Here is a 14,631-nt window from a genome sequence, read left to right as displayed (position 1 = left end):
CCGGCGCTGTGATGACGTGAGAGCATGCCATCGCCACTGGATGCCGATGCATGCTTCGGACGAACTACTATGTGCGGTATGGGCACACTTTTCTACGGGAGTGAAGCGATACCCATGGACGATCGCACACTCGCGCACCTCAAAGCCGCCGTCGTCGCGAAGTTGCGTCGAGGGGAGAGCTTCTCGCTGTCGTGGACGCACCCCGACGGTGTCGAGAAGGGCCGCACGACCATCTGGATGCACGAGTCGATCGCGCTGCGCTTCGAGTTCAGCGGCCCCCGCCCACCGGAACTGCAACGGGAATGGATCGAGCGCATCCTGCGCTCGGCGAACACCACCGGCGGCATCCAGCTCACTCCCGAGAACATGGAAGCCGACGCCGTGGAACTCGGTGGCCAGGAGCTCCAGTCCATCGGCTGAAGTGCCGATCGGACGGCGGATCGCGCCTTCGCTAACACCGCTCCCGGGGAGAGGTCAATCCCCTCGCCCCACGGAGTGAGGACTCCTATCGTCGGTAATGCTCCGAGTCCCGACCTGGCGGCCCGATAGGGCAGACCTGTCGAGAAGCGCTTCTACCCCACTTGTGAGCGCTTCTCAATCCCCTTGCCGCTCTCCCCGCGTAGGCGGATGCTGCTAGTGCGATGACCCCTGTCCGGGGGTATCGCCCCCGGACGCAGACGCCCGGGGCTGACGCGGCCGCCCTGCGGCACACGGAGGGTACTCATGAGAAGACAGACGTTCCAAGCCGTGGCGGGGCTCTCCGCCCTCACCCTGCTCCTGGCGGGATGTGCGACGTCGCTGAAGTCGTCGGACTCCGCCCTGAGCTTCAGCAAGGACTCGGGTAACGACAAGACGCTCAACGTGATGGGGTTCTCGAATTCGGACGATGTCGCCGACACCCGCCTGAAGCGCGCCGAGAAAGACCTCGACGGCGTGAAGGTGAAGCTGGCCGAGGGTGACTTCGATCTGCAGCAGTTCCTCTCATCCGTCGCTGCCGGCGATCCGCCCGACCTCATCTACGTCAACCGCAACCAGATCGGATCGCTCGCCGCCCGGGGCGCGGTGGTGCCCCTGGCGGATTGCGTCTCCGAGAAGAAGATCGAGACCGACCAGTTCCGCAAGCCTGCCGTGGGCCAAGTGACCATCAACGGCGATCTCTACGGCATCCCCGAGTTCAATCAGGTCGAGGTCACCATGGCGAACGCCGACCTGCTGAACGCGGCCGGTCTCACCCTGGACGACGTCAACGGATCGGACTGGGATGCGGTGAGCGCCGCGAACAAGGCCCTCGCCAAGACCGGCGGTGGCACCGTCTCGGTCATCGGGTACGACTCGAAGCTGCCCGAGTTCTTCCCGCTCTGGGCGCACGCCAACGGAGTCGACATCCTGAGCGACGACGGCAAGAAGTCACACCTCGACGACCCGAAGGCCGTCGAGGCGCTCAAGTGGGCGGTCTCGATCTATAACGACCAGGGCGGCTTCAGTGCCGTCAAGGCCTTCCGTGACTCCGCCGACTTCTTCGGCTCTGGCAATCAGTTCGCCACCTCCACTCTCGGCGCCATGCCGATGGAGCAGTGGTACGTCAACGTGCTGAACGACGTCTCTCCCGACGCGCCCCTGGCCTTCGACACCGTGCGCGACCGGCAGGGCGACCCGCTCGCCTACTCGTCGGGATCGGCCTGGGCTGTTCCGGCCGGCAGCAAGAACGCCGCATCCGCGTGCGCCTTCGCCGGCGACATGGTGTCGGTGGACTCGTGGATGGCCGCAGCCGAGAACCGGCAGAAGACCCGCGAAGCCGACGGCAAGCCGTTCACGGGAATCCTGACCGGCAACGCGGTGGCCGACGACAAGATCCAGGACCTCGTCGGAAACAGTGCCCCCGAGCCGTGGAAGAGCGCCATCGACGCGATGTACGAGGCGAACTCGCACTCGTTCAGCCTGCCGGCGAACCCGGCTGATGCCGAGTTCACCACGATCTGGCAGGACGCGGTGAATGCCGTGCTCACCAACGGCGACGACCCGAAGACCTCTCTCGAGGCCGCCCAGAAGAAGGCGCAGAAGGCCCTCGACGACGCCTGGGCCAAGGTCAAGGGCTGAGCGGCATGGTCACCGTCACGCCGACGGTGACGGATGCAGGGGCGCGGCCCCCGGCATCCGCCACCGGGGGTGCTCCCCGGCATGTTCCGCGTCCTGGTGAGCGGGCGCGTCGGCGCCGCAACGCCCTGAGCGCCCTCGCCTTCATCAGCCCGTGGATCGTCGGCTTCCTCGTCTTCACGGCCTGGCCGATCATCTACAGCTTCTACCTGTCGTTGACCGACTACGACGGGCTGCAGGCGCCGAGGTTCATCGGCCTCGACAACTACGCGCAGATGTTCACCGATCCGAAGGCGCTGCTCGCACTCTCGAACACGTTCGTCTACACGCTGCTGTCGGTTCCCGCGCACGTGATCGTCTCGCTCGCGCTCGCGATCCTGCTCGATCGTGCTGGGCGCGCATCCGGGTTCTTCCGCACGGCGTTCTACCTGCCCAAGATGACCCCGGCCGTGGCTGTCGGCGTGCTCTTCCTCCTCGTCTTCAACGGCCAGAACGGGCTGATCAACGTCGTGCTCGGCTGGTTCGGCATCCAGGGCCCGAACTGGACCACCGACCCCAACTGGGTCAAGCCGGGGCTGGTGCTCATGAGCCTGTGGACGATCGGCGGTTCGATCGTCATCTTCCTGGCGGCGCTGCGCGCCGTTCCGACCCAGCTGTACGAGGCGGCCCGCATCGACGGTGCCGGACCCTGGCGACTGACGCGGTCGGTGACGCTGCCGATGATCAGTCCCGCCATCTTCTTCGTGACCATCGTGACCACGATCGCCGGCTTCCAGCAGTTCTCGGAGACGTACACGGCCTTCTTCGGTGCGGGCAACTCCACGTACAGCAACGATGCCGCCCTGTTCTACGTGATCTACCTCTTCCAGCAGGGCTTCCAGTTCCTCCACATGGGGTACGCTTCGGCGCTGGCCTGGCTGCTCTTCGTCGTCATCGTGACCATCTCGCTCATCCAGGTGGTCGTCTCGAGACGGCTGGTCTACTACGAGGGGGATGACTGATGACCGCCATCACGCAGCGCCCGGAAGCGGGTGTGGCCGTGGCCCCGGCACCCATCGACGAGCAGCGCCCGACGCGGCAGCAACGTCGCTCGCCCCGCTCACGGACAAGCCGCATCGTCACCACGATCGCCCTGATCGTGCTCACGGTCGTCTTCCTCTACCCGTTCATCTGGCTCGTGAGCGCGTCGCTGAAGCCGCGCGGCGAGGTCTTCGACAACGCCCTCATCCCGCACACGCTGACCTTCGAGAACTACGTGACCGTCTGGCAGGCGGCGCCGCTGGGCCTCTGGCTGCTGAACACGGTGATCGTCACCGTGCTCGCGGCGGGAACCGTCACGCTCTCGAGCGCGATGGTGGCCTGGGGCTTCGCGCACTTCCGATTCTGGGGAAGGAACCTGCTCTTCGGCCTGCTGCTGGCCACGATGATGCTGCCGGGCGCCGTCACGCTGATCCCCACCTACCTCATCTGGAACGGGCTGGGGCAGACGGGAACACTGACCCCCCTGTGGGCGATGAACCTGTTCGGCAGCGCGTTCTACATCTTCCTGCTGCGGCAGTTCTTCCTGGGCCTTCCGAAGGAGCTCTTCGAGGCCGCGCGGGTGGATGGCGCGAGCCAGTGGCGGGTGTTCTGGTCGATCGCGCTCCCGCTGTGCAGGCCGGCGCTCATCGTGACGCTGCTCTTCGAGGTGCAGGCGGCGTGGACCGATCTCATGCGACCACTGATCTACCTGCGCGACACCGAGACCTTCACGGTGCAGCGCGGGCTGAAGGCGTTGCTGGACCGCTACGGGTTCGGAGGCGACTGGCACTGGGAGATCGTCGTGACGGCGAGCGTGATCACGACGATTCCGATGATCATCATCTTCTTCCTCGGCCAGCGCCACTTCATCGCCGGAATCGCCACGACCGGGTCGAAGGGCTGACGCGGCGCTGCGGCATCCGTCATTCGGGAACGGATGCCGCAGCGGTTCGGGGGAATCAGGCCGGCGGTGCCAGGTCGGGGTCTTCTCCGAGACGTCCGAGGTGGCCCTCCGGTTCGGGTGCGGAAGCCGGCGAACCCTCGTGGATCTCTCCCCGCCAGCTACCGGTCTGATGGGAGCGCTTCTCGATGAACGCCTTGAACTGCGTGAGGTCGGCGGAGACCTGCAGGTCATCCAGTCGCAGTGCCGCTCCGGCCGACTCGATGAAGCCCTGCGGATTCCACTGGATCGTCAGGGTGATGTGCGTGTGCTTGGCGTCGATCGGCGTGAACTCCACGCTGCCCGACTGGAACGGACCGTCGGTGCTCCGCCAGGCGATGTGGGAGTCGGGAACCTGTTCGAAGATCTCGGCGTCGAACTCCCGGGTGACGCCGAGGATCGATACCTTCCAGTGCGTGCGCTTGTCATCGAGCTGGCTGACCTCGCGCACCCCGCCGAGGAAGTGGGGGAACGACTCGAACTGGGTCCACTGGTTGTACGCGACGTCGATCGGCACGTCGACGTCGACCTGGGATGAGACGGCATTCGACACGGGGTGCTCCTTGTTCGTTCAGCCGCTGACGGGCGGCAGGTAGGGGTTCTGCTTCAACAGGCGGGCGAGGTGCGCCGTGTTCGCGGCGAGGGTCTTGGTGGTCGAGGCCACGGACTCCGGCGTCTCGTCGAGGTCGTTGTAGTCGACGGAGCCCATCGCCTCGCCGTTCCAGTACGTGCCCGACTGGGCGGCGACGGAGAAGCCGACGTCGACGAGCGCCTGGTAGACGTCCGCGATGATCGCGTGCGCGCCGTCCTCATTGCCGACGACCGCCACGGCGGCGACCTTTCCGGCGAGCAGCGCGCGACCCTCGTCGTCGGTCGCGCCGATCTCGGCATCCAGCCGTTCGATCACGCGCTGGGCGACGCTCGAGAGGTGGCCGACCCACGTCGGTGTCGCGAACACGAGGATGTCGGCCGCCAAGATCTTCTGCCGGAGCACCGGCCATTCATCGCCGTCGCCCATGTCGGCCTCGACGCCGGGGCGGATGTCGTGATCGACGACGCGGACGATCTCGCCGCTCACCCCGCTCTCGCCGAGCGCATCCAGCACCTGTTGGGCGAGCAGTTCCGTGCTCGAAGGAGCCGGCGAGGGCTTCAGGCTGCAATTGAGTGCGAGTGCGGTCAGGCCGGTGTCCTGCATGGCATCCTTCGTTCGTAGTGGGTTCGCTGGATTCACGTGTCGGATCCCGCCGGGGGGCAAGAGCGACGGCATGCCCTGCGAGGCAGAGAGCGCCCCCGGATCTTCGGGCACTACGGGTGATCCGGGGGCGTCGACCATCGGCTTGGGGTGCGCCGACGGGTCTTGATGGGGCTCAGCCCGGACTGCCTCCGGGACTGGTCGCCTCGATGATGTCTTCGTCGATGGCCGTGTCTGCGACGGAATCCGCGCCGCCGGGATTCTGCTCCGCCTGCGCCTGCGCGCGCTCATCCTCGGTGGACTCCGTCAGCTCGTCATCGACGATGCCGGGCTGGCCGTTGGGATCGGTCTCGCTCATGAAACGTACCTCCTCGCTGCCCCTACGGTAGGCGTGATGACCCGCGAGCACAGGGGGCTTGACCGCGTCGGGAGGGTCGGATAGGCCGCCTGTCCTCCGATCGGATGACACGCGTCCCGCCCGCTCGGCGGTGCCCCCGGCATTCCACGGCGGGCACGCTGGAACTCCCACCTCATCGAAGGAGACTCCTCATGTCGCTCGTCTCGGCGAAGGGCAACACGCTCGCACTGGCCGGCCTGATTGTCGCGGTCTCGATGACCACCATCGACCAGACCATCGTGGCGCTCTCGGCGCCCACGATCCAGGCCGACCTGGGCATCACCCACGACGCCATGCAGTGGGCGGTGAACGCGTACCTCATCGCCACCGCCGCGTTCTTCCTGCTCGGCGGGCGGCTCTCCGACATCGTCGGCCACAAGCGCATGGCGCTTCTGGGCATCGCGACGTTCGGGTTGACGTCGCTCCTGTGCGGCCTGGCTCCTGAGGGCGCCGCGGCGGCGCCGTGGCTCATCACCGCGCGAGCGCTGCAGGGCATCGCCGGAGCCGTCATGTTCCCCGCGGCCATCGGGCTCGTCGTGCAGGGCTTTCCGCGGGCCGCGCGGGGCAAGGCCATGGCGGCGTTCTTCGCCATCACCGGAGCGATGACCGCGCTCGGGCCGATCGCCGGCGGCTTGCTCAGCGTCTGGACCTGGCGGGCCATCTTCTGGGTCAACGTGCCGCTCGCCGTGATCGCCTTCGTGATCGTGGCCATCTCGGCCGCGCGGTCGCAGGGCCGACGCGAGCGGGTCGACCTGCGCGGAGGCCTCGTGATCGCGGCGGGTCTCGCCCTCGTCGTGTTCGGCCTGCAGCAGGCGGGGTCGTGGGGATGGCAGAGCGTGGCCGTCGTCGGCTCCATCGTCGTGGGGCTCGCCCTCGTCGGGCTGTTCGTGCTCATCGAGAGCCGCACCGCCCAGCCGCTGGTGCGCCTGGCGGCGTTCCGCGATCGGGGCTTCGTGATCGCGGTGCTCTCCACGTTGTTCGCCTCGATCGGATTCGTCGCCACCTTCTTCTTCCTCAGCGTCTACGGTCAGGTGAGTCTGCAGCTCAGCGCGCTCTCGACCGGGTTGCTGTTCCTGAAGTTCTTCATCGGGTTCGTGGTGGCTTCGCGGGTGGGTGCGGCGCGGTTCGACCGCCTCGGCGCGCGCAGCGTGCTGGTGATCGGCGGCCTGATCGGTGCAGCCGGGTACGCCTGGCTCGCGGTGGCCCTCACCCGCATCCCCGATCACCCCGACCGGTTCTTCAACCCGCAGACCTGGCCGATCATGCTCGCGGGTGCCGGCATCGGGTTCATGATCAGCGCCGCGTCGACCGATGCCGTGAACCGGGCGATCGGCGCATCCTACGGCGAGGTGACGGCCATCTCGCAGACCATGCGCAACTTCGGCGGCGCGCTCGGGCTCGCCGTCTTCTCGACGGTCGTCACGAACGTTCTGGGCGACAAGCTCACCGCATCGTTCACCGCGCTCGGCGCCACCGGCGCGGATGCGCGGAGCGCTCTGGATACCATCAGCGGGCACGGCGACGGCGCCGCGCTCGCCGCACTCCCCGCGACGGTGCGGCATCAGTTCGAGAACGCCGTGCAGGTCGGGTATGCCGAGTCGGTGGCCTGGGCATTCGCCGGCATGGCCGTGGCCATGATCGTGGTCGCGTTGCTCGGGGCGCTCTACCCGAAGGGCCAAGTCTCCGCCGTGGTGACGAGCGAGAGCGCTGACGCCGCGGCTAGGGTCTGAGCATGTTCGAACACCACGGCACCCTCGTCGAGGACAAGACGTTCGCGGACTGGCTGGTCTTCGTCGGCCTCTCCGCCCTCGCCTCTGCCGTGCTCGTGGTGGCCAACCCGTTCACCGGGCTGGTGCCCACCCTGACCGCGGCGGGCATCATCCTGGCTGTCACTGTCGTCTACTGGTTTCTCGCTCGCCCGAGCCTGGCCGGCATCCGCGAGAACTCGCCCCGTGCCATCGCCTACGCCGTGCTGGCGATCCTCGGCTTCACGATCGCTGTGGTGCTGAACCCCTGGGCCAACCTGGCACTGTTCGCCTTGGCCCCGCAGATGTTCCTGCTTCTCACGCCGTGGCTGGCATCCGGGTCGATCGTGCTGCTCAACGCCCTTCCCCTTCTGGTGCGCATCGTCGACGGCAGCCTCGCCGGAGCCGACCTCATCCAGTCCGTCGGCACGAGCGTGTTCGTCATCGCCTTCTCGATCTTCATCTCGAGCCGGATGCTGGCCGTGAGCACCGAGAACGACGAACGGCGCCGGCTCATCGAGCAGCTGCACGAGCGTGAAGCCGAGGTGGCGGCGCTCTCGGCCGCACGCGGCGCATCGGCCGAGCGCGCCCGCATCGCCCGGGAGATGCACGACACGCTCGCGCAGGGCTTCACCTCGATCATCACGCTCGGCCACGCGACACGGGCAGAACTGGACTCCGATCTGCAGGCGGCACGCCGCCACGTCGAGGCCATCACGGCCACTGCTCAGGAGAACCTCGCCGAATCGCGTCGCATCATCGCGGCGCTCACTCCCGCCCCGCTCGACGACGCGTCACTGGCGCAGGCGGTGCGGCGGGTCGTTGCCGCCTTCGCCGAGGAGACGGGGGTCGTCGCCGTCTTCGAGACGCCGGACGCTGAGGTCTCGACGTCGCCGAGCCAGCAGGTCGTGCTGCTGCGGGTGGTGCAGGAGAGCTTGGCCAACATCCGCAAGCACGCCCGCGCGTCCCGGGTGCGCGTGAGTCTGGAACGCACGGGCGATGACGTGCTCGTTCGCATCGTCGACGACGGCGTGGGGTTCGACCCGCATGCGGTCAGGGTTTCCGAGAACGGCGGGTTCGGTCTGCGCGGCATGGCCTCCCGGGTCGCGGAGGCCGGCGGCGATTTCACCGTGCACTCGGACTCGTCGGCCGGAACGACGGTGACCGCGCGGGTGCCGCTGGCGAACGGAGGGTCGCGATGATCCGCATCCTGCTGGTCGACGATCATCCGATGGTGCGTGAGGGCATCCGGGGCATGCTCGGCGGCTACGACGACATCGTGGTGGTGGGCCAGGCAGCGAGCGGGCCCGAAGCGGTGAGACTGGCCGCAGAGCTTCGCCCCGACCTCGTGCTGATGGACCTGCGGATGCCGGGCGGGGACGGGGTCGAGGCGACCGGCGCCATCGTCTCGGCGGGAACCTCGCGCGTGGTCGTGCTCACCACCTATGAGAGCGACCACGACATCCTGCGTGCCATCGAGGCGGGAGCCTCCGGCTACCTGCTCAAGGACATCGCACCCGATGAGCTCGCGCGCTCGATCCGTTCGGCCTCGCGGGGTGAGACCGTGCTGGCCGGCTCGGCGGCGACGGTGCTGCTCACACGTGTGCAGACGCCGACCTCCGCGGCGGCGAGCCTGTCGATGCAGGAGGTCAACGTGCTGCGACTGGCGGCAGAGGGTCGCACGAACGCCGCCATCGGCGCCGCCCTCTTCATCAGCGAGACGACCGCGAAGACCTACCTCAGCCGTGCGTTCGAGAAGCTCGGCGTGAACGATCGCACGTCGGCGGTGCGGCGGGCCATCGAACTCGGCCTCATCGACTGATCTCGCCCGCCTCCTACCCGGAGAAATGCTCCACGAATCGGCGCAGCATCCGTCGCGGCACGCTTACCCGGGACGCGCCGATGCGCTCCTCGACCACGGCGAGTTCGTGGACGGGGAAGTAGCCATGGTGCTGGTAGATGCGCGCCCGGGCGATGAGGTCGTTTGCGGTGGGTTCGGGATGGAACTGCGTCGCGTAGAGGGCGGTGCCGACGCGGAACATCTCGACGTGGCAGTGGGGCGAGGACGCCAACAGAACCGCGTCGGCCGGCAACTGCGTGACGGACTCCTTGTGGCCGACGAAGGCCTCGAAACGCGACGGCAGGCCGACGAGCAGGGGATCGCGCTCGCCGTCGGGTGTCAGTTCGATGTTCGCGGGGCCGACGGGTTCTCCCACGCCGTGCTCAACCGTTCCCCCGAGGGCGGCGGCGGCCACTCCGATGCCGTAGCAGGTGAACATCGTGGGTAGGTCGTTGTCCCGCGCCAGCCGCGTCAGTCGCGCGAGGTCGTCTTCCGCTCGCAGCTGTGCCGGCGGCTTGAGCTCGTCGGTCGCGTTGTACGGGCTTCCGCCCACGATGACGCCCTCGACGCCCTCGAGCGCGTCGCCGAGCGGCTCGCTGTCGAGACGATGCTGGCGCAATGCGGATGCGGGCAGCCCGCTCGCCTCGAGCACCGAGGCGTACTCGCCGGCGGCGGCGTCGTCTTCAGGCCGGATCGTGAGAAGCAGGAACATCGGCACTCACCGACGCTTCTTCTTGTGGGCCGATGCCGCACCGCCGCGCTTGGATGCCGGCTTCCCGGCTCCTGACTTCGTTCCCGACTTGGCCGCGGCCGCTCGGCGCTCGGCCGCCGCCTTCTTGGCGATCGCGGCGCGCTTCACCGGCGTCGCGCCGCTCGCCACGGCCTCGCCCCGGGAGCTGTTGGCCGTGCGACCGCGCACGATGCCGACGAACTCGTCGATGTCGTCGCCTCCCGTGCCGACGCGCCACGCCAATGCGATGCGGCTCTCGGGCGCATCCGTGACCGGGCGTGAGATGAGGTCTTTGCGGGCATGCAGCCGGGCGAGCGAGTGCGGCAGCACGACGATGCCCGTGCCCGCAGCCACCAGTTCCATCACCACGTCGAGACTGAGGCTGTCGGCGTCCGGGACACGCGGCTCGTCCGCGATGTCGGCCAGGGTGAGGGCATCGACGGCGGCGATGGCGGAGTCCTTGGGTGCGACGACGACCGCGATCTCGCTGTAGAGCGGAATGAGGTTCAGCCCGTCGGCGTCGACGGGCAAGCGCACGAAGGCCATATCGGCGTCGCCCTGGCGAACGGCATCCGTCTGTTGTGCGGGGTCGGTGGGGAAGGCCTCGAGGCGGTCGTTCGGACGCCGCTCGTTCCAGATGCGCAGCCACTTCGTCGGAGTGACCCCGGCGACGAAGCCGAGCCTGAGCATGCGCGCCCCCTCCCGATCAACCTTCAGGCTATACGCTGGATCGATGAGCACCGAGTCCGGCCAGAGCCCACGTCGTCAGAAGGCGCAACAGAGCATGAAGCCGGAGACCGCGGCGAAGAAGCTCGGGGTGCTGCTCGCCGCGATGCCCGAATCCGTCGTCGCCGAGCCCATCACTCGTGAGCAGCTGGATGACTGGAACCAGAACCCGCCGCAGTGGCTTGCCGACCTGCGTGCGAACGGCCCGCATCCGCGTCCCGTCGTCGCCGGAAAGCTCGGCGTCTCGACCTCGGGGCTCGCGCGGGCGGGCGTGACCGAACCGCTTACCACCGAAGAGATCCAGGCGCTGCTGAAGAGCCCGCCGCAGTGGCTCGTGGCCGAACGAGCGACGCAGGCCGAGGTGCGCGCCGAGCAGGTGCGCATCAAGGAGCGCGACAAGGCGCGGCGCGAGGCTCAGGGGCGGTAGCGCTCCCGCAGGAAGGCGACGACGTCTTTCAACTCCGCCTCCGAGACGGCGTGCGGAACACCCTCGTAGATGCGCTCGGTGAGCGTCGAGTGCCCTGGCAGCCAGGCCTGCGTTCGATCGATGAGATCGGCCGGGATGACGGCGTCGGCCGTGCCGCGTCCCCAGAACACCGGCGGCGCTGCCTGCGCCAGCGCGGCGTCGCCGGTTCCCGGCATGCCAGCCACGAATCCCGCGAGCACGACCGCGAACGCGAACTCGCCGGGGCGGGCGCGCAGCAACTCCAGGGCCATGGCACCGCCCTGCGAGAAGCCGAGCAGGCCGATCGAGGACGGGCGCGGCGAGAGGGCGTCGATCCAGGCGAGCAGCGCATCCGTCGCCTCGGCGACCTCGTCGACGGTGGAGACGATGCCGTGGGGACCCTCGCGAAGGTCGAACCAGGCGTGGCCCGGCGCGAGGGGGATGGGAGCGCGCACCGAGGCGATCGCCGGGGCGAGGGGCAGGTAGGGGGAGAGACCGAACAGGTCGCCCTCGTGGGAACCGTAGCCGTGCAGCAGCACGAGCAGGGGACGATCGACGCGGTCGGCGGCGCCCGCCGACCACATCACGGCTGCCTCGTCGATCGCGATGCTCATCGTTCCATTGTGCGCGTTCCGCGCCCGCGTTCTCGCGGGTGGCGCAGGAGGCAGTGCCAGAATGGCAACCATGAGCGTGCGCACTCCCGACCCCGATCCCGACTGGCTGCCGGAGCAGCAGCCTCCCGCGCCGTCGGCGAACCCGGGATGGCTGAGCGACGTCGAGCTCGCCGAGGTGCGCTCGCGGCTGCCGCTGCTCTACGTGGAGGCCGTGCCCGTGCGGGTGGATGGCCTCGGTCAGGTCGTCGAGGTGGGGGCCCTGCTGCGCGCGAACGCCGTGGGCCAGATCACGCGGACGATCGTGTCGGGGCGCGTGATGTACGGCGAGACGCTGCGTGACGCGCTCTTCCGCCACCTCGAGAAGGACCTCGGGCCGATGGCCTTCCCGCAGCTGCCCGCCAGTCCCGTGCCGTTCGCGGTCGCCGAGTATTTCCCGCTTCCGGGCCTGTCGGCCTTCAGCGATGACCGCCAGCACGCGGTCTCCCTGGCCTACGTCGTCCCCGTCACGGGTACCTGCGACCCGCGACAGGATGCGCTTGAGATCACCTGGATGACGCCGAGTGAGGCGGCATCCGATGCGATCGCGGCCGAGATGGAGGGTGGCCGCGGCACACTGCTGCGGCAGGCTCTCGCTTCTGTCGGCGCCCTGCGCTGAGGCCTCGGAGCTCGCCCGCTCAGGCCGCCCGGCTGCGCGAGGCCCGCGCATCCGCTTTCAGAAGCAGGAACACGACCACCATCCCCAGGAGCGCGCAGGCTGCCGCAGCGCCGAGGGTTCCGACGGCGGGCCGCAGCGTGTCGGCGCTGAAGACGAGGCTCGAGTACGCCTGCCAGAACTCGGCCGAAGAGAGCAGGCCGACGATGTCGGTTCCGTCGACGGATGCCGCGACGTGGTCGGCGGCGAGTCCGCCGAGGAACCCGAGCGCCAGCGTGAGGACCACGATGAGCGCAAGCCCGATGTAGGTCGCCGCGCTCACACGACGCCTCGCGACGAGCCGGTAGAGGCCCCACGCGCCGAGCACCACCCCGGCGGCGACGGCCGAGGTCACGTAGCCCATTCCCCAGGTGGCGATCCACGCGAGGGCGCCGAGGGGAATGATGAGCGCGGCGAGGGCCAGGCCCCCTGCGACGCTGCCCCCTGCGACGCTGCCCTTCGGCGAGGCGGATGCCTGCGGGCCGGCGGGAGAAGCGGGCGGCTCCGACGCGATCGGCGCCTGCTCATCCGTCGCTTCGGGCAGCGGCGGCGTCCACGCGGCCACGGGTACGGCAACGGGAGCGGGGGCGGGCAGGGGCAGCGGCAGCGCGGTGGGTAGCGGCGCGGGCAGCGGCGCGGATGCGGGTGCAGTCGCAGTCGCAGATGCGTATGCCGGCTCGGATGCGGGCGAGGGCGCGGGTTCGGATGCGGGCGAGGGCGCGGGTTCGGCAGCTGCCACGGGGATCGCCGCGGGCAGTGTCACCGGAGTCGGCCCAGCCAGCGTCACCGGCGCAGGCGGCGTCAGCGCCGCGATCGGCGCGGATGCCACCGGCGGTGCGACCTCCGGCGCATCGGATGAGACGGGCGAGAAGGCGGGCGGCGACGGCGGAGCGGGAAGCGTCGGCGGGCTCGGAAGTGCCTCCGCAGACCACGTGCTCCCGTGTCCGGGAGCCGGGTCGTCGATGCCGTCGGTCTCGGGGTCGAGAGCCGGTGTGACCGCGGGTTCGAGTTCCGGCTCCGGATCCGGCTCGGGCGCAGATGCGGACTGTGGCTCGGTTGCGGGCTCCGGCTGCTGCTGCGGGTCGTGCGCGGGCTCGGGCTCCGGTGCGGCCTCGGCCTCAGGCTCGGGCTGGGGTTCCGGCTCGGCTTCGGGCTCGTGCTGGGGTTCCGGCTCGGCTTCAGGTTCGGGCTGGGGCTGGGGCTGGGGTTCCGCCGCCCGCTCAGGCAACACCACAGGCTCGGGCTCCGCCACCCGCTCAGGTTCCGCGGCAGGCTCGCGCTTTGGCTCGTATTCACGCTCGGCCACAGGCTCGCGCTCGGGCTCCGCCACACGCTCAGGTTCCGCCACGGCCTCGGCCTCGGCCTCGGATTCTGGTTCGGCCACAGGCTTGGGCTCACCGATCGCCGCAGGGTCGGGTTGGACTGCCGGCTCCGACTCGGCCTGCCGCTCCGGACTCGGCAGCGGCGGGGAAGCTGCTGGGACTACCTCTCCTGGCGGGGTGCGCACGGCATCCACCTCGACGTCGAGGGCCGCGTGTCGGCCGCGGGGGCGTTCATCGGAGAGGCTCACGCGGCTCCTTCGCTGGGTGGGGCGTCTACAGATGGGCAGCGTCCGGGTCGCCGAGATCCACAGTCTGACCGAGCCCAACCGCCACTGAGGCCCCGCGACACGCGCAGTCCACCCCAATGGGGGCCGCCGCGAGGCCTCCATCCCGAACAAGTGGTGGCTGCGGCGCTCGAGTCCGCAGAAATGGTGGGTGCAGGGCACCCCACACCCGCCATAACTGCGGATTCGGCGAACTCACGTCATCGAGTCCGCAGATGTTGCGGGTCTTGGGCGGCATGCTGACACCGTGGTGATCAGGCCCGGGCCAGAGTCCGCAGAAATGATGGTGGCCGCCACGCGCGAGTCCGCAGAAATGGCGGGTGCGCGCCGCGAACCCGCAGAAGTGGTGGGTGCGCCCGCAGCGAGCCCCCAGAAATGGTGGGTCCAGGACACCCAACACCCGCTATTACTGCGGATTCGGGAACTCAGGTCATCGAGTCCGTAGAGCGTGCGGGCCTTGGGCCATGCCGACACCGTGGTGGTAACGCCTGGGATCGACTCCGCTGAAGTGGTGAGTGCCACCCGCGAACCCGCAGAAGTGGTGGGTGCGCCCGCAGCGAGCCCGCAGAAATGGTGGGTGCAGGGCAGCCA

At 69.0% G+C, this 14,631-nt stretch carries 16 protein-coding genes; 9 read left to right on the top strand and 7 right to left on the bottom strand.

Annotation, left to right across the window (positions count from 1 at the left end):
• Positions 1–24 precede the first annotated feature (24 nt).
• The 4 genes from WDJ51_RS03815 (at position 25) to WDJ51_RS03800 (ending at position 4,018) form a co-directional block, all read left to right on the top strand.
• The gene (locus WDJ51_RS03815; RefSeq protein ID WP_443218455.1) at positions 25–420 is read left to right on the top strand and encodes a DUF7882 family protein; all 396 of its coding nucleotides are present in this window, start codon (positions 25–27) and stop codon (positions 418–420) included.
• 303 nt (positions 421–723) lie between these two features.
• Positions 724–2,097, top strand: coding sequence for an ABC transporter substrate-binding protein (locus tag WDJ51_RS03810; protein WP_337851104.1), 1,374 nt, complete (start codon positions 724–726; stop codon positions 2,095–2,097).
• A 5-nt stretch (positions 2,098–2,102) separates the two neighbouring features.
• Complete coding sequence (locus WDJ51_RS03805) at positions 2,103–3,095, top strand: carbohydrate ABC transporter permease (RefSeq protein ID WP_337851103.1); 993 nt, start codon at positions 2,103–2,105, stop codon at positions 3,093–3,095.
• Positions 3,095–4,018: a carbohydrate ABC transporter permease gene (locus tag WDJ51_RS03800; protein ID WP_337851102.1), complete on the top strand. Its 924-nt coding sequence runs from the start codon at positions 3,095–3,097 to the stop codon at positions 4,016–4,018. The genes WDJ51_RS03805 and WDJ51_RS03800 overlap by 1 nt, the downstream gene beginning before the upstream one ends.
• Before the next feature lie 55 nt (positions 4,019–4,073).
• On the opposite strand, the gene WDJ51_RS03795 is transcribed toward WDJ51_RS03800, so the two are convergent.
• From WDJ51_RS03795 to WDJ51_RS03785, 3 genes are all read right to left on the bottom strand, one after another.
• Entirely contained in the window at positions 4,074–4,607 is a 534-nt protein-coding gene (locus WDJ51_RS03795; RefSeq protein ID WP_337851101.1) for an SRPBCC family protein, read from the bottom strand.
• An 18-nt stretch (positions 4,608–4,625) separates the two neighbouring features.
• Positions 4,626–5,249, bottom strand: a complete 624-nt coding sequence (locus tag WDJ51_RS03790; RefSeq protein ID WP_337851100.1) for a flavodoxin family protein — start codon at positions 5,247–5,249, stop codon at positions 4,626–4,628.
• A gap of 172 nt (positions 5,250–5,421) precedes the next feature.
• Complete coding sequence (locus WDJ51_RS03785) at positions 5,422–5,604, bottom strand: hypothetical protein (protein WP_337851099.1); 183 nt, start codon at positions 5,602–5,604, stop codon at positions 5,422–5,424.
• Positions 5,605–5,795: 191 nt separating this feature from the next.
• On the opposite strand from WDJ51_RS03785, the gene WDJ51_RS03780 reads away from it, so the two are divergent.
• The 3 genes from WDJ51_RS03780 to WDJ51_RS03770 are packed head-to-tail and all read left to right on the top strand — an operon-like array spanning position 5,796 to position 9,210.
• Entirely contained in the window at positions 5,796–7,373 is a 1,578-nt protein-coding gene (locus tag WDJ51_RS03780; RefSeq protein ID WP_337851098.1) for an MFS transporter, read from the top strand.
• Positions 7,374–7,375: 2 nt separating this feature from the next.
• Positions 7,376–8,590, top strand: coding sequence for a sensor histidine kinase (locus tag WDJ51_RS03775; protein WP_337851097.1), 1,215 nt, complete (start codon positions 7,376–7,378; stop codon positions 8,588–8,590).
• Entirely contained in the window at positions 8,587–9,210 is a 624-nt protein-coding gene (locus WDJ51_RS03770) for a response regulator transcription factor (RefSeq protein ID WP_337851096.1), read from the top strand. Before WDJ51_RS03775 ends, WDJ51_RS03770 begins: the two co-directional genes overlap by 4 nt.
• 13 nt (positions 9,211–9,223) lie before the next feature.
• On the opposite strand, the gene WDJ51_RS03765 is transcribed toward WDJ51_RS03770, so the two are convergent.
• Together WDJ51_RS03765 and WDJ51_RS03760 are read right to left on the bottom strand one after the other, a co-directional pair.
• Entirely contained in the window at positions 9,224–9,940 is a 717-nt protein-coding gene (locus WDJ51_RS03765) for a glutamine amidotransferase (RefSeq protein ID WP_337851095.1), read from the bottom strand.
• A gap of 6 nt (positions 9,941–9,946) precedes the next feature.
• Positions 9,947–10,648, bottom strand: a complete 702-nt coding sequence (locus WDJ51_RS03760; RefSeq protein ID WP_337851094.1) for a LysR family transcriptional regulator substrate-binding protein — start codon at positions 10,646–10,648, stop codon at positions 9,947–9,949.
• A 43-nt stretch (positions 10,649–10,691) separates the two neighbouring features.
• Here WDJ51_RS03760 and WDJ51_RS03755 point away from each other — a divergent pair, with 43 nt between their 5' ends.
• On the top strand, positions 10,692–11,111 hold the full coding sequence (locus WDJ51_RS03755; RefSeq protein WP_337851093.1) for a DUF5997 family protein: 420 nt from the start codon (positions 10,692–10,694) through the stop codon (positions 11,109–11,111).
• Here WDJ51_RS03755 and WDJ51_RS03750 read toward each other — a convergent pair.
• Positions 11,099–11,743: an alpha/beta hydrolase gene (locus WDJ51_RS03750; protein WP_337851092.1), complete on the bottom strand. Its 645-nt coding sequence runs from the start codon at positions 11,741–11,743 to the stop codon at positions 11,099–11,101. The genes WDJ51_RS03755 and WDJ51_RS03750 overlap by 13 nt on opposite strands.
• Before the next feature lie 70 nt (positions 11,744–11,813).
• Between WDJ51_RS03750 and WDJ51_RS03745 the strand changes: the two genes are divergently transcribed.
• A complete protein-coding gene (locus tag WDJ51_RS03745; RefSeq protein ID WP_337851091.1) occupies positions 11,814–12,398 on the top strand; it encodes an NUDIX hydrolase family protein in 585 nt (194 codons plus the stop codon).
• A gap of 19 nt (positions 12,399–12,417) precedes the next feature.
• Here the strand turns inward: WDJ51_RS03745 and WDJ51_RS03740 are convergent, their stop codons facing one another.
• Positions 12,418–14,004: a hypothetical protein gene (locus WDJ51_RS03740; protein ID WP_337851090.1), complete on the bottom strand. Its 1,587-nt coding sequence runs from the start codon at positions 14,002–14,004 to the stop codon at positions 12,418–12,420.
• Between the last annotated feature and the right edge of the window lie 627 nt (positions 14,005–14,631).

It is taken from the genome of Rathayibacter sp. YIM 133350, assembly GCF_037404875.1.
Classification (GTDB): domain Bacteria; phylum Actinomycetota; class Actinomycetes; order Actinomycetales; family Microbacteriaceae; genus Orlajensenia.
The sequence above is the reverse complement of the archived record's forward strand: the minus strand, read 5'-3'. Positions and strand labels throughout refer to the sequence as shown.